The sequence below is a fragment of the Saccharopolyspora oryzae genome, assembly GCF_027853915.1.
Taxonomy (GTDB): domain Bacteria; phylum Actinomycetota; class Actinomycetes; order Mycobacteriales; family Pseudonocardiaceae; genus Saccharopolyspora; species Saccharopolyspora oryzae.
In genome coordinates, this window is sequence record NZ_JAQGLA010000017.1 from 36954 (window position 1) to 62869 (window position 25916).

19 protein-coding genes are annotated in these 25916 nt (G+C 70.5%); 9 read left to right on the forward strand and 10 right to left on the reverse strand.

The window, feature by feature from the left end; genetic code table 11:
• Positions 1-10 precede the first annotated feature (10 nt).
• Together OU415_RS14105 and OU415_RS14110 are read right to left on the reverse strand one after the other, a co-directional pair.
• A complete protein-coding gene (locus tag OU415_RS14105; RefSeq protein ID WP_270949179.1) occupies positions 11-997 on the reverse strand; it encodes a 5-oxoprolinase subunit C family protein in 987 nt (328 codons plus the stop codon).
• Positions 994-1896 carry a 5-oxoprolinase subunit B family protein gene (locus OU415_RS14110; protein ID WP_270949180.1) on the reverse strand — a complete coding sequence of 301 codons (903 nt, stop codon included), beginning with the start codon at positions 1894-1896 and terminating at the stop codon, positions 994-996. Before OU415_RS14110 ends, OU415_RS14105 begins: the two co-directional genes overlap by 4 nt.
• A 187-nt stretch (positions 1897-2083) precedes the next feature.
• On the opposite strand from OU415_RS14110, the gene OU415_RS14115 reads away from it, so the two are divergent.
• Positions 2084-2851, forward strand: coding sequence for a LamB/YcsF family protein (locus OU415_RS14115; RefSeq protein WP_270949181.1), 768 nt, complete (start codon positions 2084-2086; stop codon positions 2849-2851).
• 1 nt (position 2852) lies between these two features.
• Here OU415_RS14115 and OU415_RS14120 read toward each other — a convergent pair whose 3' ends face one another.
• Both OU415_RS14120 and OU415_RS14125 read right to left on the reverse strand, forming a co-directional pair.
• The gene (locus OU415_RS14120) at positions 2853-3785 is read right to left on the reverse strand and encodes a nitrilase-related carbon-nitrogen hydrolase (protein WP_270949183.1); all 933 of its coding nucleotides are present in this window, start codon (positions 3783-3785) and stop codon (positions 2853-2855) included.
• A gap of 9 nt (positions 3786-3794) precedes the next feature.
• Entirely contained in the window at positions 3795-5081 is a 1287-nt protein-coding gene (locus OU415_RS14125; protein ID WP_270949185.1) for a glutamate decarboxylase, read from the reverse strand.
• Between the two features lie 285 nt (positions 5082-5366).
• On the opposite strand from OU415_RS14125, the gene OU415_RS14130 reads away from it, so the two are divergent.
• On the forward strand, positions 5367-5741 hold the full coding sequence (locus OU415_RS14130) for a response regulator transcription factor (RefSeq protein WP_270949186.1): 375 nt from the start codon (positions 5367-5369) through the stop codon (positions 5739-5741).
• A 25-nt stretch (positions 5742-5766) separates the two neighbouring features.
• On the opposite strand, the gene OU415_RS14135 is transcribed toward OU415_RS14130, so the two are convergent.
• On the reverse strand, positions 5767-7044 hold the full coding sequence (locus OU415_RS14135) for an MFS transporter (RefSeq protein WP_270949187.1): 1278 nt from the start codon (positions 7042-7044) through the stop codon (positions 5767-5769).
• A 61-nt stretch (positions 7045-7105) separates the two neighbouring features.
• The gene (locus OU415_RS14140) at positions 7106-8485 is read right to left on the reverse strand and encodes a M20 family metallopeptidase (protein ID WP_270949188.1); all 1380 of its coding nucleotides are present in this window, start codon (positions 8483-8485) and stop codon (positions 7106-7108) included.
• 191 nt (positions 8486-8676) lie between these two features.
• Between OU415_RS14140 and OU415_RS14145 the strand changes: the two genes are divergently transcribed.
• The gene (locus OU415_RS14145; RefSeq protein ID WP_270949189.1) at positions 8677-9576 is read left to right on the forward strand and encodes a LysR family transcriptional regulator; all 900 of its coding nucleotides are present in this window, start codon (positions 8677-8679) and stop codon (positions 9574-9576) included.
• A 7-nt stretch (positions 9577-9583) separates the two neighbouring features.
• Here OU415_RS14145 and OU415_RS14150 read toward each other — a convergent pair whose 3' ends face one another.
• Positions 9584-11950, reverse strand: a complete 2367-nt coding sequence (locus OU415_RS14150; protein WP_270949190.1) for a sugar-binding protein — start codon at positions 11948-11950, stop codon at positions 9584-9586.
• A gap of 235 nt (positions 11951-12185) precedes the next feature.
• Between OU415_RS14150 and OU415_RS14155 the strand changes: the two genes are divergently transcribed.
• The 5 genes from OU415_RS14155 (at position 12186) to fxsT (ending at position 20895) form a co-directional block, all read left to right on the forward strand.
• On the forward strand, positions 12186-12914 hold the full coding sequence (locus OU415_RS14155; RefSeq protein WP_270949191.1) for a Crp/Fnr family transcriptional regulator: 729 nt from the start codon (positions 12186-12188) through the stop codon (positions 12912-12914).
• A gap of 89 nt (positions 12915-13003) precedes the next feature.
• A complete protein-coding gene (locus tag OU415_RS14160; RefSeq protein ID WP_270949192.1) occupies positions 13004-13273 on the forward strand; it encodes a hypothetical protein in 270 nt (89 codons plus the stop codon).
• 276 nt (positions 13274-13549) lie between these two features.
• Positions 13550-15307 (forward strand): VMAP-C domain-containing protein, encoded by a 1758-nt coding sequence (locus tag OU415_RS14165; protein WP_270949193.1) that lies wholly within the window; start codon positions 13550-13552, stop codon positions 15305-15307.
• Between the two features lie 19 nt (positions 15308-15326).
• Complete coding sequence (locus OU415_RS14170; protein ID WP_270949194.1) at positions 15327-16436, forward strand: AAA family ATPase; 1110 nt, start codon at positions 15327-15329, stop codon at positions 16434-16436.
• 1 nt (position 16437) lies between these two features.
• Positions 16438-20895, forward strand: coding sequence for an FxSxx-COOH system tetratricopeptide repeat protein (gene fxsT, locus OU415_RS14175; protein ID WP_270949195.1), 4458 nt, complete (start codon positions 16438-16440; stop codon positions 20893-20895).
• A gap of 10 nt (positions 20896-20905) precedes the next feature.
• On the opposite strand, the gene OU415_RS14180 is transcribed toward fxsT, so the two are convergent.
• From OU415_RS14180 to OU415_RS14190, 3 genes are all read right to left on the reverse strand, one after another.
• Entirely contained in the window at positions 20906-22723 is a 1818-nt protein-coding gene (locus OU415_RS14180) for an HEXXH motif domain-containing protein (RefSeq protein WP_270949196.1), read from the reverse strand.
• A 64-nt stretch (positions 22724-22787) separates the two neighbouring features.
• Entirely contained in the window at positions 22788-22982 is a 195-nt protein-coding gene (locus OU415_RS14185; RefSeq protein WP_270949197.1) for a hypothetical protein, read from the reverse strand.
• 150 nt (positions 22983-23132) lie between these two features.
• A complete protein-coding gene (locus OU415_RS14190; protein ID WP_270949198.1) occupies positions 23133-24659 on the reverse strand; it encodes an MFS transporter in 1527 nt (508 codons plus the stop codon).
• 319 nt (positions 24660-24978) lie between these two features.
• Here OU415_RS14190 and OU415_RS14195 point away from each other — a divergent pair, with 319 nt between their 5' ends.
• Entirely contained in the window at positions 24979-25887 is a 909-nt protein-coding gene (locus OU415_RS14195; protein WP_270949199.1) for an arginase family protein, read from the forward strand.
• The last annotated feature ends 29 nt before the right edge of the window (positions 25888-25916 follow it).

The window sequence follows — 25916 nt, forward strand, 5'->3', positions numbered from 1 at the left end:
TTCCTCCAGGTCACCTCGGGTCGGCGTCGAGCGCGATGCGGGCCTTGCCCAGTCGCGCACGTCGTTCCTGCCGGGCCGCCACCGCGGCGTCCACGTCCACGGCGGTGAAGCGCAGCTTGCTGCCGGTGCGGGTCTGCGCGATCAGGTCGCGATCGGCGGAGATGACCGTGCCGATGGTCGCGTAGCCGCCGCCGGTGACCGCGTCGTTGAGCAGCACGATCGGCTCGTCACCGCCGGGGACCTGCACCGATCCGACCGGGTAGCCGAGGTCCACCACGTTGGCCGGGTCGCTGCCCGCGCCGAAGGGCTGCTCCCGCTCGACGAAGTCCAGCGATCCGCCGCGCAGCCGGTAGCCCACCCGGTCCGCGTCCTTGGTGACCTTCCACTCGGTGTCCAGGAAGGACCGCAGGGCGTCCTCGGTCAGCCGGTAGGAGCACAGGCCGACGATGAACCGCAGCTCGGTGACCGCCGGGAAGTCCAGGCGCAGCTCCTCCGGCAGCTCCGCACCGGTCGCGGCCGCCGCCTGCTCCGAGCCCAGCGGCAACCGGTCGCCGGCGGTCAGCGCGCGCCCCCGGAAACCGCCGATGCCGGTGAGCATGTACGTCGACCGGGACCCCAGGTAGGGCTCCACGTCGATCCCGCCGCTGACCGCGAGGTACGGGCGCGCACCGCGCCGGACCTGCGTCGCGGCCAGCACGTCCCCGGCCTCGACGCGGAGCGGTCGCCAGGTCGGCGCGGGCTCGCCGTTGATCGTGACGGCGCAGTCGGCACCGGTCACCGCGACGTGGCGCGCATCGGTGAACTCCAGCTCCGGACCCAGGTAGGTGGCCTCCAGCACGGCCGCACCGGACGGGTTGCCCACCAGCATGTTGGCGATCTCGTAGGAGTACTGGTCCATGGCCCCCGACGGCGGCATGCCGATCGCGTACTGGCCATCCCGCCCGGAGTCCTGCACGGTCGTGGACAAGCCGCCCGAGCGCACGATCAGTTCGTTCATCGGTACAGCACCTCCATCAGCCGTTCGTTGACGCCGTCGGGATCGGCGAGGAACTCCGCCGGGTGGAACGCCACGTCCCGGGTGCGGTAGCGGAAGGTGCCGACCTCCACCTCGGACCGGATGGACTCGTACTCGTCGAGCCCGATCGACCGGTACCGGAGGATGTCGCTCGGTTGCGGGAAGGCGATGCGCTCGGCGAAGTCCGGCAGCCGCTGGGACAGGTCGAACACCGGTGCGGGCGCGATCCCGAACAGCTGGTACCCGCCGGCGCCGCGCACGGGGTAGACCACGGCGAACGCCCCGCCGAAGCCGAACGCGCGCTCCGGTGTGTCGGTGCGCGGCCGCACGTACTTGGGCACCTCGATCTGCCGGTCGCGGGGAACCATCTGGTAGCAGAACGGAAGCCCGGGGACGAAGCCGAGCATGGTGACGATGAACGGCGCCGAGGTGATCGCGTCGATGAGCGATCCGACGTCGGGGTGGCCGTTGATCCGCGCCGCGTACTCGAGGTCGGTGGCCGAAGGGTCCTGGTGGCGGTCGCGGAAGCGCATCAGCGTCTCGCGGGTCCACGGGTCGTCGAACAGCACCGGCACGTCGACCACGCGCGTCTGCACGGTGTAGTCGGCCGGAAGCTCACCGGCGGAGTGCTCGAGCGCCTTGAGCTGTTCGACCAGCTCGGCCGGGTGCAACCGGTCGGGGTCCAATCGGACCAGGTACGAGGCGTTGGACGGGCAGATGTCGATGACGCCGTCCACGTCCAGCCTGCGCAGCGCGCCGGTGATCGCCATCGCCTTGAAGTTCGCCTCGAGGCTCATCTCGCGGTCCAGCTCGACGAAGACGAACTCGTCGCCGCCGAACTCGTACCGCGCTGGTGGCAGTTCGACCCTGGTAGCGGTCACGGTGCCCCCTCCTCACCAAACCGTCGGCAAGGAAAGGATGCGCCGCTGGACCGCACCGCGCATCGCCATAGTGGCCGCAAGACCCACGTTCGAGTGGGGGAGGGATTGCGCTTTTCGGAGTGCTGCGTTCGGTGCAGCCGGGGTTTACGATCGCGTTCTTCGGGGGCTTTTCGGGAGGTGCGTGGAAGTGCGTGCGCTCATCGATCTCAACGCGGACGCGGGGGAGAGCTTCGGCCGCTGGCGGCTCGGCGACGACGCCGGGGTGATTCCGCTGGTCTCGTCGGTGAACGTGGCCTGCGGGTGGCACGGGGGAGACCCGGCGACGATGCGCCGGTCCGTGCAGCTGGCGCGCGACGGCGGGACGTCGGTCGGCGCGCATCCCGGATTCCCGGACCTGATCGGCTTCGGGCGCCGGGCGATCGCGATGAGCCCGCAAGACGCCGCCGAGGCCTGCCTGTACCAGTTCGGCGCCTTGCGGGCGATCGCTGACCTGCACGGAGTTCCGGTCGCCCACGTCAAACCGCACGGGGCGCTCTACGGGCTCGCCGCCCGGGACGGGGCCGTCGCCGAAGCGATCGTGGAGGCGTTCGCCACCGCAGCACCGGACGTCCGCGTGGTGCTGCTCGCCGGTCCGGTCGCGGAATCCTTGGCAGCGCGCGGTTTTCCGGTGGTGCGCGAGGCTTTCGCCGACCTCGACTACGACGACGACGGCCACATCATCATCGAACCCGACCCCCAGCCGAAATCACCGCAGCGGTGCGCCGATCAAGCGGTGGCCGTGCTCCGGGGTTCAGTGGATTCGGTCTCGGGAACCGCGATCCCGGTCGACGCCGACACCATCTGCCTGCACGGCGACCGGCCGAACGCGGTGGACGTCGCGCGGGCCATCCGCGACCGGTTCGCCGCGGAAGGCGTTGCGCTGGCCCCGATGGCCGAGGTGGCGGGCCAGCGCTGAATCAGCCCGCCGGCTGCAGGCGATCACCGACGTTGAGCCGGGAGTTGCTCAAGTGGTCCCCTTCCGGGCTGAACGGGGGGATCGTGCTCGGCGCGCAATCGGCGACCAGCAGCGAGTCCGCGGTCTGCTCGCTCGGGCCGGCGCACACCACCGGCTGCCCGTCCGGGCCCCAGATCCCGGAGTTGCCGCGGTACTCCCACTGCCCGCGGTCGGAGACCTCCCAACCCCGCCGGTTGGCATATGCCACGAAAACCCGCCACACCGCGGCCATCGCCGGGATGATGTGCTCGGTCGCGTCGGGGTAGGGCACCTGCGTCGGGGAGCCGTCGTGGAGCACGAAGTGCCGGTCGGCGGCGGTCGGGCCGACGATCAACCCGGCACCGCGCCGCGCCAAGTACTGGTACAGCGGCGGGAACTCGCACTCGTAGCAGTTCAGGATCCCCACCCGGAAGCCGTTGATGTCGACCACGGGCGGAAGTTCGTCGCCCGGCGTGAAGTTGGCGCGTTCGGCCGCCCCGTAGAGGTGGGTCTTGCGGTAGTTGGCGATCAACCGGCCGTCGCCGACCACCGCCACGGAGTCGTGCAGGGCGCCGTTCTCGGCGCGCTCCACGTAGGGCAGGACGATGCCGATGTCGTGCTGCTGCGAGAGCTTCACGGCCGCGCGCACCGACAGGCCGTCACTGGGCTCGGCCAGCTCCGCGCACTCGTCGGGGCCGAGCGAGTACCCGGTGTTGTAGCACTCGGGGAAGGCGCACAGGTGACTTCGGTAGCTCGCGGCGAGCGCCACGGCTTCCTCCATCCTGGCCAGGTTGTCCACGACAGCCTGCGGCGAGCCCACGGGGTTCTCCCCCTGGAAGATCGCCAGCCGCAACCCCGAACCTGACTGGGGCGGCGCGGCCTGCGCGAGCTTGCCGAGGACGCGGATCGGACGCATGGTTTCTCCTCACTTGGTGGAACGGGTGAATTCGTCGACGGCCGCGGCGAACGCCACGACCTCGTCGGGGCGAAGGTCGCTGCGGACGACCACGCGCATCGCGGTCAGCTCGTCGAGATCGGGCGGCAGCTGGTACACCGGCACGGACCAGCCGCACTCGCCCAGGTGCGCCGCCAGCTGGGCGAGCTTGAGATCGGGTTCGGCGGTCACCGCCACCACGGGCAGGTCCCGGCCGTCTCCGAGGAAGTGGAACCGGCCGGTCCCGCGCAGCCGGGCGGCCAGGTCCTGCGCCAGGATCCGGGAACGCGCGTGCATGCTGCGGTAGCCGGCGAACCCGTAGCGGACGAAGTTGTAGTACTGCAGGACCACGGGCGCGGCGGACCGGGAGAAGCTGAACTCGTGGTAGGTGTGGTTGCTGCCCAGGTAGTTCACCGGGAAGCCGAGGCGCCTGCTCCGGTGGTCCCGGTCCCGCCACAGCACCCAGCCCAGACCTGGCGGCACCTGCCCGTACTTGTGCCCCGAGGCGTTGATGGAGACCACTCGCGGCAGGTCGAAACCCCACGCCAGGTCCGGGTCCAGGAACGGTGCGATGAACCCGCCCCCGGCCGCGTCGACGTGCACGGGCACCTCGATCCCGGACTCCGCGGCCACCCGGTCCAGTTCCTCGGTGATCTCCCGGACCGGTTCGTAGCGGCCGTCCAGGGTGCCGCCCAGGACGGTCACGACGCCGATGGTGGATTCGTCGCACAGCTCGGCCACCGACCCGGCGTCGAGCCCGATGCAGCCCGGCCGGGCCGGTGCCACTCGGGGCTCGACTTCCCAGTGGCGGCAGAAGTTCCGCCAGCAGGCGTGCACTCCCGCACCCATCACCAGGTTCGGGCGCCGGTTCCCGGGACCGGTGCGTTCGGCCCAGCGGTGCAGGAGGGAGAGCCCGGCCATCATCGCGGCCTCGCTCGATCCGGTGGTGGCCGAACCCACTACGCCGTTCGGGTCGCCGCCCCAGAGATGGCCGAGCATGCGCACGCATTCCCGCACCAGCTCGTCCACGCCCGGGTACTGCTCGCGGTCGGCGAGGTTGCGGTTCAGGTAGGCGTTGTGCAGGCGCTGCGCTTCGGGTTCGAAGGACGTGGTCAGGAAGGTCGCGAGGTTGCGCACGGGTTCGGTGTCGTCGCGCAACCTGAGCCGCACGGCCGCTGCCGCTGCGGCGGGATCGGCGCCGTATTCGGGAATTCCGCCCGGTGATCCGGACGGCCGAGGCCGTGCGGAACCCTCCTTCGTGCCTGACGGGACTGGCATCTTCGTTGTTCCCCCTGTTCAAGATCGTGCTGCGAGGCCGACGTCCGCGAACTTACGGTCGGCCGGAGATCGAGACCATGAACAATTCGGCCCAGTGCTTCCGGACGGGGGTACCGGTTCGAGCACGCGCTGGGCTGTTCGCGTCAATCTGCTCGGCATTCGAGGGAACGGGGGCGACTCAGGGCAACGTTCTGGTCCGTGCGGACGAAACTCTGGTCATCAGCACGGATTCGCTTCGCTGGGTGCGGGGGCACCAGCGATCACACGCACAGGTGGAGGAGCTTGATGGCCCTCACGTACGATCAGGCGCTGGATCGGGCGATGGTCGCCCTGCTGCTGGAGGCCGTCGAGCACTCCCGCGCACTGCGCCACGTCCTGGAACAAGTTGGGCAGCTGGTGGCATTCCGCGTCCAACTCCACCAGTCCGGCGCAGTGCCCGGACCGAACGGCGCACCTCAGGGGGAACAGCTGCCCGCGCTGACCAAGCGCGAGCACGAAGTGATGGGCTACCTCGTCCGCGGTGGCTCGAACCGGGAAATCGCCAAGGCCATGGGAATTTCGGAACGCACGGTGAAGAACCACATGCGCAACATCTTCACCAAGCTCGGGGTCGCCGACCGAACCTCAGCCGCGGTGAAAGCTTTGGAGAGCAGGCGATGATCGGCAGACGGAGCACAGTGGACAGTCAGCGGATTCCGGTGTTGCGCCGGATGACCAGGAGGCTGAGCAGGCTGGCAGCGGCCGCGAACATCAGGTAGAAGCTCGGCGCCAGGTTGCTGCCGCTCACCCCGATCAGCCAGGTCGAGATGAACGGCGTGAACCCGCCGAAGACGCTCACCCCGATGTTGTAGCCCACCGACATGCCCGTCGCGCGGGTCTCGGTCGGGAACAGCTCGGCCATCAGCGCCGGCAGCGCCCCGAAGTAGCACGCCTTGAGCAGCCCGATCACCAGCATCACGCCGACCATGACGCCGAAGCCGGGGAAGGCGACCAGCACGGCGAAGACCGGGTAGATCAGCAGCAGGATCAGCGCGGCGAACGCGCTCATCAGCCGAACCCGCCCGATCTTGTCCGACAGGTGCCCGGCCAGCGGCGTCACCGCGGTCAGGATCACGCCGGTGACCAGCGTCGCGGTGAAGCTGGCCGAGGCGGGCAGGCCGAGCTCCTTGATCGCGTAGGTCGGCATGTAGGTGATCGTGTAGTTGAGCACGGTGGACACCAGCAGCGCGCCGATCACCAGCAGGACCCGGCCCTTCTGGGTGCGCAGCACGGTGCGGACCGGTGATTTCGGGGCTTCGGCCTGCTCGGCGAACTCCGGCGCTTCGTCGACGAACCGGCGGATGTAGTAGCCGACCGGGCCGACCAGCAGCCCGACGGCGAACGGGATCCGCCAGCCCCACGACTGCAGCTGGTCCGGTGGCAGGGTGGTGGTCAGCAGCACGCCCATCCCGGCCGACACCAGGGTGCTCAGGCCCTGGCTGGCGAACTGCCAGCTGGCCACGAACCCGCGTCGGCCGGGCAGGTGCTCGACCATGAACGCGGTGGCGCTGCCGAACTCGCCGCCTGCCGAGAAGCCCTGGATCAACCGGGCCAGCAGGATGCCGATCGGTGCGATCACGCCGATGGCCTCGTAGGACGGCATCAGGCAGATCATCGCGGTGCCCAGCACCATCAGCCGGATCGACAGCGTCAGCGATGCCTTGCGGCCGGCGCGGTCGGCGTAGGCCCCGAGCACGACCGCGCCCACCGGGCGGATCAGGAACGACACGCCGAAGGTGCCCAAGGTCAGCAGCAGGGACACCGTTTCGTCCTGCGCCGGGAAGAACACCTTGGAGATGACGGTCGCGAAGATCGCGTAGACGGCGATGTCGTACCACTCGAGCGCATTGCCGATCGAGGCCGCTGCGATGATCCGGAACGGATTCCGCTGCTGCGCCGTCGTCGTCGCGGGGGAGGTGGCCATCACGAGCTCCGTTTTTCGTCAGGAGGCGTTCGCCTGCGCGCAGGTCCGAACGTCGAGCGGATCAGCGGTGGATCTCGGCGAAGTCCCAGAACAGACCGGCCATGATCTGCAGCGCTTCGCGGGACAGCGACCCGAGCACGTGTTCGTCGGGGGCGTGCTGGGCGCAGGCCGGGTACGAGTGCGGGACCCAGATCGTGGGCAGCCCGAGCACGTCGGCGAAGGCGTCGTTGGGCAGCGTTCCGCCCAGGTTGGGGAGCAGGGCGGGATCGCCACCGGTGGTGGTGCGCAGCGAGTCGAGGGCCCAGCGCACCCATTCGCTCTCCGGATCGAGGCGGGTGGCGGCCACGCCGCTGCTCACCTCGACCTCGACCATCGGGAAGCCGTGCTCGTCGAGGTGTTCGCGCAGGATCCGCTCGGCGTCGCGCCAGTCGGTACCCACCACGAACCGCAGCTGGCAGTGCGCCTCGGCGCTGCCGGGGATGGCGTTGACCGGCGCGTGCGGAGTTCCCGAGGTGAACGCCAGCACTTCCAGGGTGTTCCAGCCGAAGACCCGTTCGCTCGGGCTCAGGCCCGGCTCACCCCAGTCGGCGTCGATCTCCGGCGAGCCCGGACCGCCGTCGACCGCGATGTCGGCCAGCGCGGCCCGCACCGACTCCGGGATCGACTCGGGCCGGAGGCCCTGCACCAACAACGCCCCGCGGGAGTCGACCATGCTGGCCAACGCGTTGGCCAGCACGCTCGCGGGGTTGCGCAGAAGACCACCCCAGTTGCCCGAGTGGTACGCGCTGTCGCGCAGCCGGACGCGCAGCGAGAAGTTGACGGCTCCCCGCGAACCGAGGAACAGCGTCGGCCGCTGCGCCGCGACGCGGCAGCCGTCGGAGGCGATCAGCAGATCGGCGCGCAGCTCGTCGGCGAGGTCGGCGCACACTTCGGTCAACCCGGGCGAACCGGTCTCCTCGCCCATGTCGAGCAGGACCTTCAGGTTGAACCCGAGCTCCCCGCCGCGCGCCGCCAGCACCTGCTCCAGCGCCGCGAGGTTGATGGTGTGCTGTCCCTTGTTGTCCGCCGTGCCCCGGCCGTACCAGCGGTCGCCCTCGACGGTGATCCGCCACGGGTCGAGTCCGCTGCGCCACTGCGCCTCGTGCCCGCGCACCACGTCGCCGTGCCCGTAGGTGAGCAGCGTCGGCAGGGAGTCGTCCTCGTGCCGGTGGGCGACGAGGAACGGCCCGCCACCGGGAACCGGGTTGTCGACGATGCGCGCGGTGCACCCGAGCCGTTCGACGGACGGCGTGATCTCCTCGGCCAGGTACCGGTGCAGCACCTCGGCGCGCTCCGGATCCTGGCTCTCGGTCGGAAAGGCGACACGGCGAGCGAGGTCGGCGCGGAACTCACCGGAGTCGAAGTACTGCGCAGCACCTTCGACGGCCTGCTTCCGAGACATCGCGACGCCCTCCCGGCAACTGCTCGCTCACCGCAGGTCTTCCCGCGAAGAGGACCTGATTTCCGCAAACTCAACCAGACGCCCGCACCGGGGAGAAGCAGCAAAAAAGCAAGGCGCCGTTGCTCGAACAGCAACGCCCGGAGCAGGTGGGCTCGGGGCGCGGCCTACTGTCATCCGCCAGGAGGTGTCGGATGCAGACGGGATTGGGATCTCTGCGGTACTTCGCGGAGGTGGCGCGGACCGGTTCGATCCGCGAGGCGTCCGAGCGGTTGCACGTGGCCACTTCCGCGATCAGCCGCCAGGTGGCGAAGCTGGAGCACGAGGCGGGCGTACCGCTGTTCGAGCGGCAGCCGCGCGGCATGGTGCTGACCGCGGCCGGTGAGGTGCTCGCGGCTTATGCCAGGCGGCGGATGCGGGAAGAGGAGCAGGTGCTCGACGAGATGCGGGAACTGCACGCCGGGCAGCGCCGCACGGTGGATGTCGCGAGCTCGGAGGGTTTCGCGCAGGACGTGCTGCCGGAGGCGATGGCGTCGTTCCGGGCGCAGCACCCCGGCGTCCGGTTCCGCCTGCACGTCACCACTCCGGCCGCGGCGACCCGGCAGGTCGTCGAGGGCGCGGCGGACCTGGCGGTCACCTTCAGCACCGCACCGGAGCAGGGGATCCGGGTCGAGCACTCCGAGCGCCACGAGATCCGGGCGCTGGTGCGGGCCGACCACCCGCTGGCCGAGCGCGCCGAGGCGGAGCTGGCCGATCTGCTGCCGTACCCGCTGGCCCTGATGGAGGAGGGCACCACGCTGCGGCAGCTGTTCGACATCTGCTGCAGCATGGAAGGCCTGCAGTTCGACCCGGTCTTCGTCAGCAACCACTCCATCGCCCTGCACAGCTTCGCCCGGCTGTCGGGTGGTGTGACCCTGACCGGCAGGCTCAGCGTCCGCCGCCGCCTCGACCAGGAAGGCCTGGTGGCGATCCCGCTGACCAACCCGGAGCTGCTCCAGCGGAACCTCCAGATCCAGACGATGGCGCAGCGTCGCCTCCCGGCCCCGGTGCGCGACTTCGTCGACCACCTGATCGGAACCATCCGCGACGACTGATCCGCGGTCAGGAGTGGTCGACCTCGGCGGTGGATGCTGCGGTGGTGCCCTGCGGGGTGGCGAATCCGACCAGGACTTTCGCCGGAGTGCCTGCGGGGATCGGGATCGGCACGTCGCGCTCGCCGTGGCCGTCCACGTCGAGTTGCCGGTCCGCGAGGACCGCGTTGGTCGCGTCGACAACGAACAGGTGGGCTCTGCCCGGGCCGTTCACGTCGAGGCGGGTGTGGACCACGCCTCGCTGGGTTCGGGCATCCGTGATCCGAGCGGCTGAGTCGCCGGCCGGAGGAGCGGAACCCAGCGAGGTCGCGAGCCGTGCTGCTTGGGCGATGCTCTGCGGTGAGTCCACAGAGGACGCCGCGTCGAGCGGGAGCACCGGGGCAGGGGACGGCGTCGGTTGTTCCGGCGGGCGGTCCTGGAGGGTTGCGCGGCCCCAGCGGTACGGATCGCCTTGGACGCCCGCCCAGGTGGACCAGCCGATGCGGGACTGGCCGGTCAGGTCCTGGGTGTCGGAGTCGTAGACCAGGACGTTCAGGCCGAGCTGGCGGGGATCGACCGAACCTGGCAGCGCGTGCAGCGGGATGGCGAGCTCGACGGTGTAGCCGCCTTCGCGGACCTTGGACGACAGCTGGACGCCGGGAGCGGTTTCCGCACCCGGGCCCTGGTGGTTGTCGGCGTCCCGCGCGAAGCAGGGCGTGCCGGTGGTGGTGGTCGGGAGCGCTGCGAGCTTGAACGTGCTGGCGGTGTTCTCCGAATCCGCCTTCGGATCGATGGTGATCTCCACGGCGTCCGTGCGCCAGTGGCGCTTGCAGTCGTCGGGAGCCAGGAGCGCGCCCTGCCGGTCGTCCACGACGTCGACCAGGGCGTGCAAGGTGTCGCCGTGCCACGAGAACCTCGCGGTGGCAGCGCAGTCCGGGGCGGAGCACTGGTCGCCCTCCCAGAGCGCCGATGCGTCGAGAGGGGCGCCCGGGTACTCCTGCGGGCCGGCTTCACCGTCCACCACCGGTGGTGCTTCGGCCTGCTGGATGGTCGTGGTCGGTACCAGTTCCAGCGCCGCAGTGCTCTCGCGGGTCGCGCCATCGTCAGTGCGGGTGATCAGGGTGTAGGGGTGGTCGCCGCCCTGCATTCCGGTGGGCATGTGCGAGTCGGCGCTGCGGACCGTGAAGGTGAGCAATTCCGTTGCGCCGGGCGCGATTTCAGCGAACCGCTGCACGGAGTTCGACACCTCGAACCCCCGAGGTGGCACGAACTCCACAGAACCGGAGCTGGGTTGTGCGCTGTAGTTGTGCACGACCACTCGAACGTCCTGGGCGCCCAGCTTCGGCATTGTCCGAACTGGGGGAACCTGGTTGCGCAGCAAGGGAAATCCAGCATCTTCGGTCCACTGCTGGAACTCCGCGACGCCTGGCAGCGGGGCTTGCTCCGCGACGACGCCGGTGTCCCCGCGACCACGAGGAGCCTCGGCCGGTGAACCTCCGGGAATGGGCAGCAGCGCGCCGAGCAGTGGTGCGTCCGCGCCGCGTGCGCCCGGCGCGTGAGGTGCGCGGTTGGCGAGCTCGGTCAGGTGGTCGCAGCCGATCTGCGCGGGATCGTCCGGGATGTCCGGCCGGGACACCCAGCCCTGGGTCTTGTACTCGCGTTCGGCGATGCGCTCCCGCTGCTCCCAGTTGATGCCGCCGCCGAGGCCGTGGACGTAGTACTGCGGCCCGGGTGAATCCGGCGGGGTGGTGCGCTGCTCGCACTCCGGCCCGCGGACCTCCTCCTCCGGCCCGGCCGCGTTGGACAGCACCCGCCGAACCGACCAGGGCGCGAGACCTTCGCGCTGGATCTGCTCGGGGAACGCCGCCGGATCAGCAGCCCGGCGGTAGGCCTCGAGCGCGAGTCGAGCGGCGTACTGGTGGTTGCCGTGGTTGCCCGGCGCGGGTGAGGGATCCATGGTGACCACGACTTCGGGCCGGGTCTGCCGCACGACCCGGACGAGCTTCGCCAGCACGTCGTCGTGCTTCCAGGCCTGCTCGGTCAGCGGTGCGCTCACCGTGTAGTAGAGATCCGGCTCGTCGAGGTTGTGGACGTCGGTGACGCCGAGCGCGCCAACGGCTCGGCGCTCCTCGCCTTCGCGCAGCAGTCCCAGCGCTGGGCCCTCCTCCGGCCCCACGGCGTTTCCGCCGCCCTCGCCGCGGGTGATGGTCACGACGCCGGTGCGGATCTGGTGGTCGTGCCGCCAACGCCCGAACGTCGACAACGACGAGGCTTCGTCGTCGGGGTGCGCGCCGACGAAGAGCACGTCCACGTCCCGATCCGGACCCGCGGCGGCCGGGAGCCCCGCACCCAGCACTGCCACCAGCGCGACGACCGAACCAACACGAACCGCAGGCACCGGAACACCCCTCAGCCGAGACGATCAAGCACGACCGAGCGTGGCACGACTCCGATCACCGCGCTCCCGGGAATGCGGTGAAGCACTCCGGAATTCGCCACCATCGATAAGTTCAGTGTTGAATGAAATCAATTCCCGGCAGACCGGAACGCCGCCATCCGGCTGACCGCCACCCGGCATTCCGAGGACGGCGTTCGGACGGTTGTCGGACCGCCCGAGGCTCGGCATGCTGTCGATGTCGAGATCACATCGCGACCCGGGGGTGGGCATGGGCGGCACCCACGCCGACTCCCGGCGGAGCCCGTTCGACGGCACGTTCTGGGCGATGCTGGCCCCGCTGGAGCGGGAGCTGGTGCTGCAGGCCGGTGCGGTGCGCCGGTTCGAGCCGGGCGAATCCCTGGGCCGCCAGGGTGATTCGTCCCAGCACGTGTACGTGCTGCTGGTGGGCAGTATCGAGATCGTCACGGACGTCAGCACCGGCTACGAAGGCGTGCTCGCCGTCCGGGGGTCGGGCGACGTCGTGGGCGAGCTCGCCGCGGTGGACGGCAGACCGCGCTCGGCGACGATGCGCGCGCTCGAACGGGTCGAGGCGATCGTCGTCCCGTCCGAGCGGTTCGCCGCGCTGTGCCGATCTCGACCAGAGCTCTCCTGGGTGCTGCTGCACGTGGTCGTCGGCCGGCTGCGGGAGCTCAGCCGGCAGCGCGCGGACGACGGCGGTCGACCCGTCGCGCAGCGGCTCGCCGTCCTGCTCATCGAGCTCGCCGGGCGCTACGGGGTGGCGGTGGGGGAGACCGTCATGATCGCCATCCCCATCACGCAGAAGAGCATGGCCGGCCTGATCTCGGCGTCCCGGGAGTCGGTCGTGCGCGCACTGGCCGAACTGCGGCGCCAGCGCCTGATCGCGACGGCCCGCCGCCGGGTGACGATCCTGCGGCTGGACGCCCTCGAAGAGCTGGCCTCCTGATCGGGCCGAATGAGTCACGTGACGCACTGCGCGGCGCCGGAGTGCCGTACATGTCATTCATCGCCCGTTTTCGGAGGAGGTTGACGAACATGACGAAAACCAGTTCGCCGCAGCGAGTTCGCGCAGGCGCTCCCGGGACGATGCCCATGCGGACCGCGGTGTCGCCGGAACGCCCCGTTCGGTGGTGGGACCGGCCGATGCTGCTGTGCAGCGCCCTGTTCACCGTCATCCAGGTGTGGGCCCTGATCGTCGTGCTGATCTCGGTCCAGCCGGAAGGCGTGGTCCGGGTGGCTCTAGCCAGCGTGATGGCGGCCGCCGTCATGGCGGTCGTGTCGGCCTGGGGGCGGGCGCGTACTTAGCCGCTGGATCCGAGGGGTGTTCAGCGGGAACAGCGCCCGGTGGGCGGGAAGCAGCGGGTGCGTCCGCGCTGCTCCCGCCCACGTTCGCGCGGACGGCCGCGCTCGGAGCCGTCATCAGGACGAAGATCGAACGGGTCACTCGGGAGGTGCGTGTCGCGTACAGTACCTCCGGGATGCCGGGTGACAGCGGTGCGATGTCCCGGGTCAGCCCGCCGATGACGACGGCGGGCCGCGGCGGGGCGGCGTGCGGGTATCGCGGTGCTGGGAGGGGGTCTCATGCCGCTTTACTCTGAGGCGCTTTACCGGAGCGTCGTGCTGGTGGACGTCGCGCGCTTCACCGATGCCCGCCGGACGTTCCACGACCAGGTCGCGGTGCACCGCAGCCTCACCCAGTTGCTGGAGCAGGCGTTCGACGAGTCCGGCATCGAGTGGGGTTCCTGCGACGTGGAGGACCGCGGTGACGGGAAGATCATCCTGGTACCGCCCGACGTTCCCCAGGTCCGGTTGGCCGACCACCTGGGCCACCGGTTGCTCGCGGGCCTGCGCAGGCACAACGCGGTGCACTCCGACGCGGCGGCCATGCAGCTGCGGGTCGCGCTGCACGCCGGGCACGTGCGGCTGAGCTCCAACGGCAAGGTCAGCCCGGCGATCAACTTCGCGGCCCGCATCCTGGACGCACCTGACGCGAAGGCTTGGTTGGCGCAGACGCGGAGCGCGCTGGCCCTGATCGCCTCGGAGGAGTTCTTCCGGGACGTGATCCAGCACGAGGCCGCCGAACCCGAGTCGTTCCAGCAGATCTCGGTGGTGGTGAAGGAAACCAGCGCCGTCGCGTGGTTGCGGCTGCTCGGGGCGGCGATCAGGGTGTCCGAACCGGAACCGGAAGAGGTGCTCGAGCTGCTTCCGCCCGGTGTGCTGGAAGAACTCCGCGATCCGCTCGACGAGCTCGTCGTCTCGCAACTGCCGACGCTGCTGCACCGAGCTGCGGGGCCGGGTGTTCCACCGCCGCCGCCTGGTTCGACGCCCTGGGGCGTCCTCGAGCACTTGGCCGATGTCAACGCGGGCCCGGACGGGTTCCCGCCGGCGCTGGCGTTCGTCGAGCTCCTGGCGCGCCAGGTCGGAGACCGCGCGGTGCGCGCCAAGCTGGAGGGTTGGAGCAGCGCGCAGGCCCGGCGCCTCCAGCTCGACGCCGAACTCGCGGAATTCCGCGCGGCGCACGCGGATCCGGTAGTCGCCGACACGCGGTTGCACCTGATGATCGTGATCCAGCACGACGGGATCGATCCCGAGTTGTTCGTGCTCTCCCACTGGCGGCAGGACGATCCGGAGGAGTGGCCACCCGCGCGGGGGCGCAGCCGGACGGTCCGGGTGCACGAGATCGAGCGGCACGTCGACGAACTGGTCGTCGAGGCGGAGCGGGCGTGGCGCGGGCATTCCGGCGCGGTGGCGCTGGAGGTCGTGCTGCCGCGGGCGCTGCTGAACCTGCCGGTCCACCAGTGGCACAAGGAGCACGACTCCGGTATCCCGCGCCCGCTGTGCATGGATTATCCGATCGTGGTGCGCTCTTTGGAGCGGATGATGTCCGACCACTGGCACCGGGTGTGGAACCTGCGGTGGCAGATGATGCGCGAAGATCCGCGGAGCGCGGAGGTGCACTACGCCAGCACTGCGAATCCGGACAGCCCGCACGCCATCGAGGCCGCGCTGGGGCAGCAACCGCAATGCGCGGCGATCGTGCTCGCCGCTGCGCCGTCGCGCGAACCCAGCCGGGGTGATCAGTTGATGTCCGCGCTGCGGGCGGGATTGCCCGCGGTGTTCTGGCATCGCACCGATGCGGAGCCCGAACGGGTGCGGGAGATCGTGGAAAGGCTGGTGGAGGAAGGCGGTTTGGGCGAGCTGCCGACCCGGACGCAGGCCGTCCGGCGGGACGCGCACCTCGATTCACCGGCGCGATTCGACGTCAAGGTAGTGCAAGAACTGGTGGTCATGTGGGATGATCCAGCTCGATTGGTGAATCCCGAAGAGCTCGCGGGCTAGGCCGGGAGGGACACCGCGGATGAGCATCGACGAGCGTTCGAACGGCGACGCGTCGCGAGAGCGGTTGGCGGGATTCGGAACGCCCGACTGGTGGATCTACCGGGGCACCGGTCGGCCGCTGCGCGACGTCCGGTTGACCGATCTCCTCCCGGATCCGCCGCCCTGGCGGAACTTCCGCGGTGGCCCGGTGCCCGAGCGGTACGTGCCGCCGCCGGACGACGGCGAGGCCCAACGCCGGTTGGGCGCGGAATCGCACCTGTCCGAACGGGACGTCGATCCGCACGAGGTCGACATGGTCAACTCGGCGCTGTACTTGCGCCGCCCGCTGCTGGTCACCGGTCGCCCCGGCACCGGGAAGTCCAGCCTGGCCTTCAGGATCGCGCGGGAACTGGGCTTGGGGCGGGTGCTCAGGTGGCCGATCACCAGTCGCACCACGCTGAAATCCGGTCTGTACGCCTACGACGCGATAGGTCGGGCGCAAGCGGCCGCGACGCGGCAGGCGATGGTCCGCTGGGGTGCCGACGCCGAGCCGCCGACCGCGGAACCGCCGGTGGGCGAGTTCGTGCGGTTGGGCCCGTTGGGCACGGCGTTCCTGCCTGCGGAGCTGCCCCGGGTGCTGCTGATCGACGAGCTCGACAAGAGCGAGGTGGACCTCCCCAACGACCTGCTGAGCATCTTCGAGGACGGCGAGTTCACCATCCCGGAGCTGGAGCGGATGCGGGACCGCTCGCCGGAGGTGACCGTGCTGGCCGACGATCCCGGCACCGCGGCCACCGTGGCAGACGGTCGGGTGAGGTGCCGCGCGTTCCCGGTCGTGGTGATCACCAGCAACGGCGAGCGGGAGTTCCCGGAAGCATTCCTGCGCCGCTGCCTGCGGTTGACGATCCGGGAACCGGACGCGGAGCAGCTCGCCGCGATGGTGGCCGCGCACCTGACCGGGACCGGGGACGAGCAGCGGCAGCGGATGATCCAGGAGTTCCTCGACCGCGGGGCCGATGGTGGCGGACTGCCCGCCGACAAGCTGCTGGACGCGCTGTACCTGGTGACTTCGGGAACCTACCGCGACGACGACGAGTCGTGGTCGCGGTTGCGGGACGCGCTGTGGCGACAACTCACCTCGGTAACGTGACGTGCGCGGCGGGGATGGCAGTGCGGAGGCCCGCCCGGTCCGGTCGGCGGGGCGGGACGACTCCGCGTCTCCGCTCGGGACGGGCGACCTGGGGTGGGCCGAAGTCGCCGACGCGCTCTGGCTGACCGCCGCCACCCAGTCGGCGTGGGGACGGCACCGGAGTAACGGCGCGCCGCGGGAACCCGACGAGGAAGGTGGAGCGGATTCCCCGCAGGACATCGAGGAATCCGACCGGCCGGGCGAGGACGACCGGGAACCATCCGAACTCCCGTCGAACGATGCCCGGGATCCTGAGCAGGACGCCGGTCCGGAGCCGGAGGACGCAGTCCCCGCGATCGGCACGTCGGTCCAGGCGTCGGAATCGGCGGAACCCGTTGGGATCGTGGGGGATTCGTCGCCGCCGGTGGTGCGCCGCGCGGCTGCCGGTCCGAACGTCTTCCGGGCGCTCCGGCCGTTCAAGCGCAGGATGTCGTCGCCGCACGACGAGGACGCACTCCTCGACGAGGACGCGACCGCGGAACGCGCGGTCGAGGACGGGCTGTGGTTGCCGATGACCCGACCGGGCACGACGCGCTGGCTCGACCTGACGCTGGTCGTGGACACCAATCCGTCGATGGCGCTGTGGCGGGCGAAGATCGACGCGTTCACCAAGTCCCTGGAGCGGCTCGGCGCCTTCCGGTCGATCCAGCGCCGGATGCTCGACACCTCCGAAGCACCGCAGTTGCGCGGGGGAACGGCTGATGCCCCGGTCCGCAGCCCGGCGGAGCTGAACGACCCGTCCGGACGGCGGGTCGTCCTGGTCCTGACCGACGGCGTCGGCGCCGGTTGGCGGCGGGGTTCCATCACGCCGTTGCTCGCGCAGTGGGGCGATTCGATGTCGGTCGCGGTCGCCCACCTGCTGCCGCAGCGGCTCTGGCGACGCGGTGGATTGCACGCGCAGCGCGCGAAGCTGACGACGCCCCGCGCGGTGGCGCCGAACCGGCAGTGGCAGGTGGAGCTGCCCGACGCCTGGCTGGACCCCGACCCGAGTCCGCCGGCCGGTGCGGTCGCGGTGCCGGTGCTGGAGCTGGAAACGCGGTGGCTCTCCCGGTGGGCGCAGCTGGTCGCGGGGCAGCGCGGGCGGTCCGCGGACGCGGTGGTGCTGCTCGCCGGTGACCGCCAGCCGCAGCCCCGGGAGGACGAGGTGCCCGCTCCGGGCAGCGGTCGTGGCCGGTCGCCTCGGCAGCGGGTCATGAACTTCCTGAGCACGGCCTCGCCGCCGGCCTTCCGGCTCGCGACGTTGCTGGCCGCGGTCCCGGTGAGCGTGCCGGTCGCGCGGGCGATCCAGACCGAGCTGGTGCCCGGATCCGGACCGGACGACCTGGCCGAGGTGCTCACCAGCGACCTGCTGCGGCCCGTCGACGAAGCCGCTGCGGGAGGCTGGGACAACACCACCTTCGCCTTCGACCAGCCGGTCCGCGAAGTCCTGCTCAGCGGTGCGCGACGTTCGGAGACCGCGCACGTGCTGCGCCTGGTCGCCGCCGGGTTCGGCGACCGCGTGGCCGGTGTCGGACGTGTTCGCGATGCGCTCGCCGATCCGGATCTCCCGCCGTCGCCGGAGGGAGGTCTCGAGATCGAGCGCTCCGTGATGCGCGCCCTGTCCGGGCCTTACCTCGCGCGCGCGAAGAAGATGGATCGACTGCTCGAGCCGGAGGACGCCGCTCGACAAGTCACACTTTCGGAGGAAGATCGCTTCAGTTCCACGACCTCGGAGACCGATGAAACCGTGAGTCCCGCAGAAACGACGGCGAGTGGAAACATGTCTGGTCAGAGCACTGGTTCAGCGAATCCCCCGCAGCAGTCGACCGACTCGCCGGAAACGTTGCGGGTGGTTCCGTTCGAGCCCCGTGCGGACGCGGTCGGCGCCGAGGAGGACCCGTCCAGCCCACCGTCCACTGTGGTGGCTCGCATCCTCCGCGAGCGGCGCGCGGACGACGTCCCGCCGATCTGGGGCGACGTGCCGCCGCGGAACCCGATCTTCACCGGCCGCGAGGAACCCCTCGCGCAGCTGGAAGGCCGGCTCAAGGACGGCGGCACCACCGCCATCCTGCCCTCGACGCTGCACGGCATGAGCGGGATCGGCAAGACCCAGATCGCCGTCGAGCACATCTACCGTCACCTCGCGGACTACGACCTGGTGTGGTGGGTGCAGGCCGGGCAGCCTGCGCAGATCCGCGCCGGGCTGACCGAACTGGCCCAGGCGCTGCAGCTGCCGGGCAGTTCGGAAGCGCACACCGCGGTGCCCGCCGTGCGCGAAGCGCTGCGCCGGGGCTATCCGATCCGCCGCTGGCTGCTGGTGTTCGACGCGGCGGAGAGCCCGGAGGACGTGCGCCCGTTCTTCCCCGCCAACGGGCCGGGCGACATCATCATCACCTCGCGCAACCCCGATTGGGCCGAAGTGGCCCGTCCCCTGGAGGTCACGCTGTTCGAGAGGTCCGAGAGCAAGGCGTTGCTGCGCAGCCGCGGCCCCGAGATCACCGAGGAGGAATCCGACGCCCTCGCTGAGAAGCTCGGTGACCTGCCGCTGGCGATCGCGCAAGCAGCCGCCTGGCGGGCGGAGACCGGGATGCCGGTCAGCGAGTACCTCCGCGTGTTCGACGAGAAGGTGGCCGAGATCCTCGACGTGTCGGCGCCCAACGACTACGAGGTGTCGCTGGCAGCGGCGTGGAACGTCTCGCTGGAAGAGCTGGAGGAGCGCAACCCCGCAGCCCACCAGCTGCTGCAGGTGTGCGCGTTCTTCGCGCCGGAGCCGATCTCCCGCAGCCTGTTCACGGGTCTGCGGGGCACGTCGATCGCGCCGGAGCTCGACGCCGCGCTGCGCGACCCGCTCCGGCTCGGCCGGGCCATCCGCGACATCAACCGGTTCGGCCTGGCCAAGATCGACCACCGCAACGACACCCTGCAGCTGCACCGCCTGGTCCAACTGGTCGTGCGCGACCGCATGTCCCCGCAGCGCCGAGCGGACATGCGCCACGGCGCGCACCTGCTGCTGGCGAACATGGACCCGGGCGACCCGGCGGACGCCGTGCAGTGGCCCCGGTTCCAGGCGATCCTGCCGCACGCGACCGCGTCGAACGCGCTGAACTGCGACGACCCCTGGGTCCGCCAGCTGGTCATCGACCTCATGGAGTACCTGTTCTCCTGGGGCGACCACAACGAAGCTGCCGCACTGGGCAAGCAGGTGCTCGAAGTGTGGTCGGAGAAGTGGGAGGAAACCGACCCCCAACTGCTCCAGGTGGCCGGGAAGCTGGGGCCGTACCTGTGCGTCCTCGGCCGCTACCAGGAAGCCGCCGAGCTCAACGCGCGAACGCTGGCACTGCGCCGGCAGATCTCCGGCGAGAACAGCGAGGACACGCTCGGCGCGGAGCTCAGCGTCGCGTTCGACCTGAAGGCCAAGGGCGAGTACCTGCAGGCCCGCGAGCTGAACGAAGAGGTCTACCGCAAGGCGAAGGCGCTGTACGGCCAGGACGACCCGGTCACGCTGGGCGCCGCGCACGACCTCGCGGTCACGCTTCGACTGCTCGGGGACTACAAGCGGGCGCGGGATCTGGGCGAGGAAACCGCCCGCCGGCAGGGCGAGGTCCGGGGAGTCGACAGCCCGCAAGCGCTGAACGCGCTGGGCGGTCTCATCCTGGACCGGCTGGAGCTGGGTGACTACGCGTGGGCGCACGGCGAGCTGGAGCGGCTGTTCGAGCGCTGCCGGAAGCTCTTCGGCGAGGACAAGGCGATCACCCTGTACCGCCAGCACCGGTTGGCGATCGCGGCCAGGAAGAACGGTGACCACCAGACGGCTTTCGAGCTGTCCGGGCAGGCGCTGGAGTTCTACCGGTTCCGCTACGGGGCCGATCACCCGAGCACCCTGGGCTGCGCGATCTCGCACTCCATCGACCTGCGGCAGGCCAGCGAGCTGCGGGCAGCGCGCGCGCTCGGCGAAGACACCTTCGACCGGTACCGCCGCAGCCTGGGGGAGAACCACCCGCACACCTTGTCCGCCGCCATCGACCTGGCGGTGACGCTGCGGCTGCTCGGCGATGTCAGCAGCGCCCGGCAGCTCGACGAACGCTCCTTCGAGCAGTTCCGCGCGAAGTTCGGCCCGGACCAGCCGCACGGGCTGATCGCGATGATCAACCTGGCCAGCGATGTGGCAGCGCTGGGAGATTTCGAGACCGCCCTGGAACTGGGCACCGAGGCGGCGCAACGCATGGAGGGCGTGTTCGGCGCGGAACACCCCACGACCATCGCGGCGAACCACAACCTCGCCCTGGACCTGCGCAGTGCGGGTGAGAACGAGATCGCGGAGGCCAAGCACGTCGAGGTCCTGACCCGCTACCGACGGGCGCTGGGGGAGGCGCACCCGACGGTGGTGGCTGCTGCGCAGAACGTCCGGGCCAACTGCGACATCGACCCGATGCCGCTGTGAGGAGGCCGGGTCAGGGCAGGAAACGCCCGATCCAATCGGCGAGTTCGTCCGGCGCGACAGCGTTCGCCGCGCTGGTTCGAATCCGTCGGTGCACCGCTCGAACCAACTCGGGGCAGGTCAGCAGCGCTCGAGCGGGCGCTTGCGCGCCGAGTCCGGACAGCGCGAGTCCCAGCCCGGTCCAGGAGGCAGGGCGGCCGGGGTCCGCGTCCAGCTCCGTCCGGTAGCCGCGCGCGGCTTCGGTGAGCTGACCGCGCGCGTAAGCCAGATCCGCCGGCGTGGCATCGGGGACTGCCGACCACGATGCGGAATCGGCTGATTCGACGAAGCTGAGCCGGACCAGGTCGAGCCGCGCCTGGGACCAGGAACCGTCCGAGACGGGAGTGGGTGTTCGGCCGTCGGCCACGCGGACTCCGGCCAGCCGCTGGCGACCGGCCAGCCAGGCTTCCGACACCGCTCGGACGGTGTCCGGATCGGGGCGGACGTGCCGGATCCGCCAGCCCGCGCGGTGATCCGCGATGAGCGCGACGGCCTGCTCCGCCAGGTCGGCGGGCACCGGTTCGTCCTGCCAGGGGCCGAGTTCGGCGGCGATGCCCTCGACGAACCGGTGTCCCGCGGTGGTCAGGGCCGGATCGTCCCGCAGTGCCTGGAGGGTGTCCCAGGTCCCGGCGCGCCAGTACGCGAACTCGAATGCGGCTCGCCGGTCGGAGCCGCGCTGCGCCAGTGCTCGCCAGAACATCGTCACGCCGAAGAACGCGTAGACGCCTTGCAGGACGCCGGCGAGCGGGCGCGGATCGTCCCGCCACGGCGTGTGGAAGCGCAATCGCGGATCCTTCTCGCGCAACCGGATGAAGTGGAGCAGCCCGCCCAACCGGATGTGCTGGAACTCGTGGACGAGCATGGCCGCGAGCTCGAACCCGTCGACGGGACGGCTGACGATCGCGCTGCCGAAGGCTTCGCCGGTGGATGCGCTCGGCATGCGGAACGGCACCGCGGGGCGCGGCACCAGCGACTCCAGTCCGGCGCGCAACGCCGGGGCCATCTCGGGGAGGTGCTCGGTGATCAGGCGCCAGGCATCGGTGATCAGGGCCCGCCAGGTGTCGACCTCGTCGGTGCTGAGCCGCTGTGGCAGGACTGGTTCGTGCAGGCCGCGATAGGGATCGATGTCGTCCAAGTGGACTGAGAACGACTGGCCGCGGGTGCGGACCGACACGTGCCGCAGGGGCCACCACCCAGGGGCTTCCGCAGAGCGGTCGTTCGGCAGGCGCACGCAGGTGGATCCGCTGCGGACCTGGACGCGCTCGCCGTCGCTGTGCACGTCGGCCACCGAGAACGGCTCGTCCGCGGGGAGGCGGGCCATGCCGATGGTCGGGAGGATGGCGCCGCCGTCCCAGACCGGGACCGAGGTCCGGAACGGGAGCCCGGCGTGGATCGCCGCTGCCGCGGCGAGTGCGTGCACGTGTCCGACGTGCACCCACAGCGGGCAGACGCCGGTGGTCTGGTGGTGGAACAGGCGCGTGGTGTAGCCGACCCAGCTCCCGGTGTAGGGGTGCGCGAGGATCCGGTCGAGCACCCGGGGTGCTCGTGCTTGGACGCGGGCCAGGATCTCCCAGGCGTCTTCCGGGGAGGGGAGCGGTTCGCACTGGTCCGGAACCTTGGCGACCACGTCCACCAACCCGCGGAGCAGGAGCAGCCGCCGACTGCGTTCGGCGCGGCGGAACTGGCGCACCGTGCGGGCCCCGCCGGCAGCGCGGGCGAGTTCGTCGAAGTCCGGCCACGACAGGCGGTGGAGTGCGAAGTCCTCCGGGGCGTTCTCGCTGCCGACGGGCACGGCTCCCTCCTTCGGCGGATCGCGGTCGGAACCGAATTGCGCGAGCACGGCGGGAACCGCGGCGTCAATCGACCCGTTCGCCGCCTTCGCCGGGAGGTGACGGGATGACCCCGATGTCCGCGGTTTGCTGCACCACGTGCCGCAACGAGCGGTGCAGCGTCGAATCCTTGAGGGTGCGCAACTCCGGCAGCGAAATCGCACCGAGGTCGACGAGCTCCGAGGAAATGCCTGGTTCGGCGTTGAGTGAGGAGAAAGTCATGATGGCGACAGCTCCCTCGTGTGCAGCGCGTACTGGTAAGCACGTCTTCCACATGATGTCTTGCTCAACAACAAATGTGAAGAAGTCTTCGTTCTCGCGTGGTGCGGTGGAATTCCGGCCACACCGCCATGATCTGCAGCGACAGCGCCGCTAATCGGGCCGGTTCCGCAACAACGCGATGGCGGCCAGGGCCGCGACTGCTGTGATGATCGCGGCGGCGGTGGAGATCGCGTTCAGACCGCCGGTGTAGGCCTCGCGGGAGAGTTCCAGCAGGTCAGCGCCGGGAGTGCTGGGAAGTTGTGCTGCTGCGGTGGTTGCGCCTGCCATCGTGTCCTCGGCGCGTTCGGCCATGTCAGGTGGAATTCCCGCGGGAACTGCCGCGGACATCCCGTTGCGGTAGGCGAGGGTGCCGAGGGTGCCGAAAACGGCTGTTCCGACGGCTACTCCGAGTTCGGTCGTGGTTTCCGACATCGAGGCCGCCGAGCCGGCCTTGCCGGGTGGGGCGGCGCCCATCGCCAGGTCGGTGCCGAGCACGTCGGCGGGTCCGCTGCCGAAGTGGGCGATGGCCAGTCCCGCCACCAGCGCGACGAGCGCGGTGGGGCTGCCGACCTGCACCAGGATCGCGAATCCGGCGCTGGAGAGCAGCAATCCGGCGCCGATGACGTAGCCGGGCCTGACCAGGCGTGCTGCCACGGGTGCCAGCATGGCGCTCGCGATCAGTGCTGCGGTGGAAGGCAGCAGCCACGTTGCGGCTCGCAGCGGCGGTAGTCCGACGGCGAGTTGCAGGTACTGGGCGGCGAACATGGCGATCCCGCTCGTCGTCGCCGATCCGATGAGCAGGACGATCAGCGCGGTGCTGAAGGAGCGGTCGGCGAACAACCGCACGTCGAACAGCGGGTCCGCCGACTTCCGCTGGCGCCGCGCGAAAAGCGCTCCGGCGATCAACCCGATCAGCACGGCCAGTACCGCCGTCGTGGCACTGCCGTCCCTGGTCAGCTCCTTGAGCGCGTACGCGGGCGGAAGGGCGGTTGCCAGTGACAGGCCGACGCTGATCAGGTCCAGGCGACCGGCCGCGGCGGGGCGCTGCTCGGGCAGCAGAATCGGGCCTAGCACAAGCAGCAGCACCATAACCGGCGCTGCCAGTAGGAACACCGAGCCCCACCAGAAGAACTCCAGCAGAGCACCGCCGATGACCGGTCCGATTGCGACGCCGGCCATGAAGGTGCTCGACCACCCGGCGATGGCGATCGTGCGTTGACGGGGATCGCGGAACATCGTGCTGATCAGCGCCAGCGTGCTCGGCATCAGGGTTGCGGCGACAGCGCCGAGGAGCGCTCGGGCGGCGATGAGCATCGCCGGGTGCGTCGCGAACGCTGCCAGCACGGACACGAAGCCGAATCCGGTGGCACCGATCAGGAGCAGCCTGCGGTGGCCGATCCGGTCGCCCAGCGCGCCTGTGGTGAGCAGGAATCCGGCGATCGCGAAGCTGTAGATGTCGGTGACCCACAGCAGTTCCGCACTGCTGGCGCCCAGATCCGCGGCCAGGTGCGGGAGAGCCAGGTACAGCACGCTCATGTCCAGGGCGACGAGCAGGGTGGGCAGGCCCAGCACGGCCAGGCCCAGCCATTCCCGCAGTCCGGCCCGTGGTTCGGGAGTGCGCGGGGAAGAAGACGACATGGGAACTCCGTCGAAGCGGTGACGCGGTCGCGTCGTGCGGACCAGGACAGGTGCTTCGACGTCAGCTGCGGACGCGCGGAACTCGCCGACCGCCGTGCGGTCGGCCCAGCACGCCCCGCGGGGTCAGGTCAGAACGCGGTCCGCGCCTGATGTAGAAGCACAGGTCAGAGCCGTGCCGTAGACCACGAACGCCAAGTCGCCCTCCCGCTGCCGCTCCGTTCGACCGGGCCAACATGGCACGGTCGCACTGCGTCCCGCAACGTCATTTCCGGCGCTTCGGGAAGTCGTCGTCCACGAGCTCCTCGCGCCGGGGAGTGGGATGATCGGCTGCGTGATCGCGCTGCTGTCAGCTCCGTCGAACCTGGGCCTCAGACCGCCGGAACCCGGTGCGACGCCGGGTGCCGCGAAAGCTCCGGAAGCACTCCGCGAGGCGGGCCTGTTCACCCGGTTCATCGACGAAGGGGCGATCGATGACGGCGTGGTGCTGCCGCGGCGCTACCGCGACGACGCGGAACCCGGGCGGCTGCGCAACCAGGACGCCATCATCGAGCATTCGCGCCGCCTCGCGGACCGGATCTGCGAGGTCATCAGCGGTGAGCACCGCCCGCTGGTGATCGGCGGGGATTGCAGCATCCTCACCGGCGTGGGACTCGGGCTCAAGCGCCTCGGCCGGTTCGGCCTGCTGCACGTCGACGGCCACACCGACTTCCGCCATCCCGGGAACAGCGCCGAGTGCGCCAGCCTCGCCGGGGAGGACCTGGCCGCCGCGATCGGCCTGCACTGGCCGGAAGTGGCCGACGTCGATTCCCTCGGCCCGTTGTTCCTGCCGCAGGACGCCACCCACCTCGGCTGCCGCGAGGACGACGAACACCTCGCCGAGGTGCGGTCCCACATGCGCGCGACGACGGTGGACGAGCTCCGCGGCGAAGGCATCACCGCTGCTGCCACCCGGATCCGCGATGGCGTGGTGTCGGCGGAGCTCGACGGCTACTGGCTGCACATCGACGTGGACGTGCTCGACCCGACCCACCTGCCGGCCGTGGACAGCCCCGCTCCCGGTGGTCTGGCGCCGGAGGAGCTGGTGGAGCTGCTCCGGGTCCTCGCCCCATCGGCGTGCGGCGCCGACGTCACGGTCTTCGACCCGGACCTCGATCCGTCCGGCCGTTACGCGTGCCGCCTCGCCGAGATCGTCCACGCCGGTCTGGCCGACCTCGGCACGCGCATTTGACCGCCGTGCGCGACTCGCGACCACCGCAC

What these genes read in the sequence shown, in the direction of transcription:
- OU415_RS14195 (WP_270949199.1), top strand. Translation starts at nt 24,979, where the DNA reads ATGATCGGCTGCGTGATCGCGCTGCTGTCAGCTCCGTCGAACCTGGGC.
- OU415_RS14140 (WP_270949188.1), bottom strand. Translation starts at nt 8,485, where the DNA reads ATGTCTCGGAAGCAGGCCGTCGAAGGTGCTGCGCAGTACTTCGACTCC.
- OU415_RS14145 (WP_270949189.1), top strand. Translation starts at nt 8,677, where the DNA reads ATGCAGACGGGATTGGGATCTCTGCGGTACTTCGCGGAGGTGGCGCGG.
- OU415_RS14190 (WP_270949198.1), bottom strand. Translation starts at nt 24,659, where the DNA reads ATGTCGTCTTCTTCCCCGCGCACTCCCGAACCACGGGCCGGACTGCGG.
- OU415_RS14125 (WP_270949185.1), bottom strand. Translation starts at nt 5,081, where the DNA reads ATGCCAGTCCCGTCAGGCACGAAGGAGGGTTCCGCACGGCCTCGGCCG.
- OU415_RS14160 (WP_270949192.1), top strand. Translation starts at nt 13,004, where the DNA reads ATGACGAAAACCAGTTCGCCGCAGCGAGTTCGCGCAGGCGCTCCCGGG.
- OU415_RS14155 (WP_270949191.1), top strand. Translation starts at nt 12,186, where the DNA reads ATGTCGAGATCACATCGCGACCCGGGGGTGGGCATGGGCGGCACCCAC.
- OU415_RS14185 (WP_270949197.1), bottom strand. Translation starts at nt 22,982, where the DNA reads ATGACTTTCTCCTCACTCAACGCCGAACCAGGCATTTCCTCGGAGCTC.
- OU415_RS14170 (WP_270949194.1), top strand. Translation starts at nt 15,327, where the DNA reads ATGAGCATCGACGAGCGTTCGAACGGCGACGCGTCGCGAGAGCGGTTG.
- OU415_RS14120 (WP_270949183.1), bottom strand. Translation starts at nt 3,785, where the DNA reads ATGCGTCCGATCCGCGTCCTCGGCAAGCTCGCGCAGGCCGCGCCGCCC.
- OU415_RS14105 (WP_270949179.1), bottom strand. Translation starts at nt 997, where the DNA reads ATGAACGAACTGATCGTGCGCTCGGGCGGCTTGTCCACGACCGTGCAG.
- OU415_RS14165 (WP_270949193.1), top strand. Translation starts at nt 13,550, where the DNA reads ATGCCGCTTTACTCTGAGGCGCTTTACCGGAGCGTCGTGCTGGTGGAC.
- OU415_RS14135 (WP_270949187.1), bottom strand. Translation starts at nt 7,044, where the DNA reads ATGGCCACCTCCCCCGCGACGACGACGGCGCAGCAGCGGAATCCGTTC.
- OU415_RS14130 (WP_270949186.1), top strand. Translation starts at nt 5,367, where the DNA reads ATGGCCCTCACGTACGATCAGGCGCTGGATCGGGCGATGGTCGCCCTG.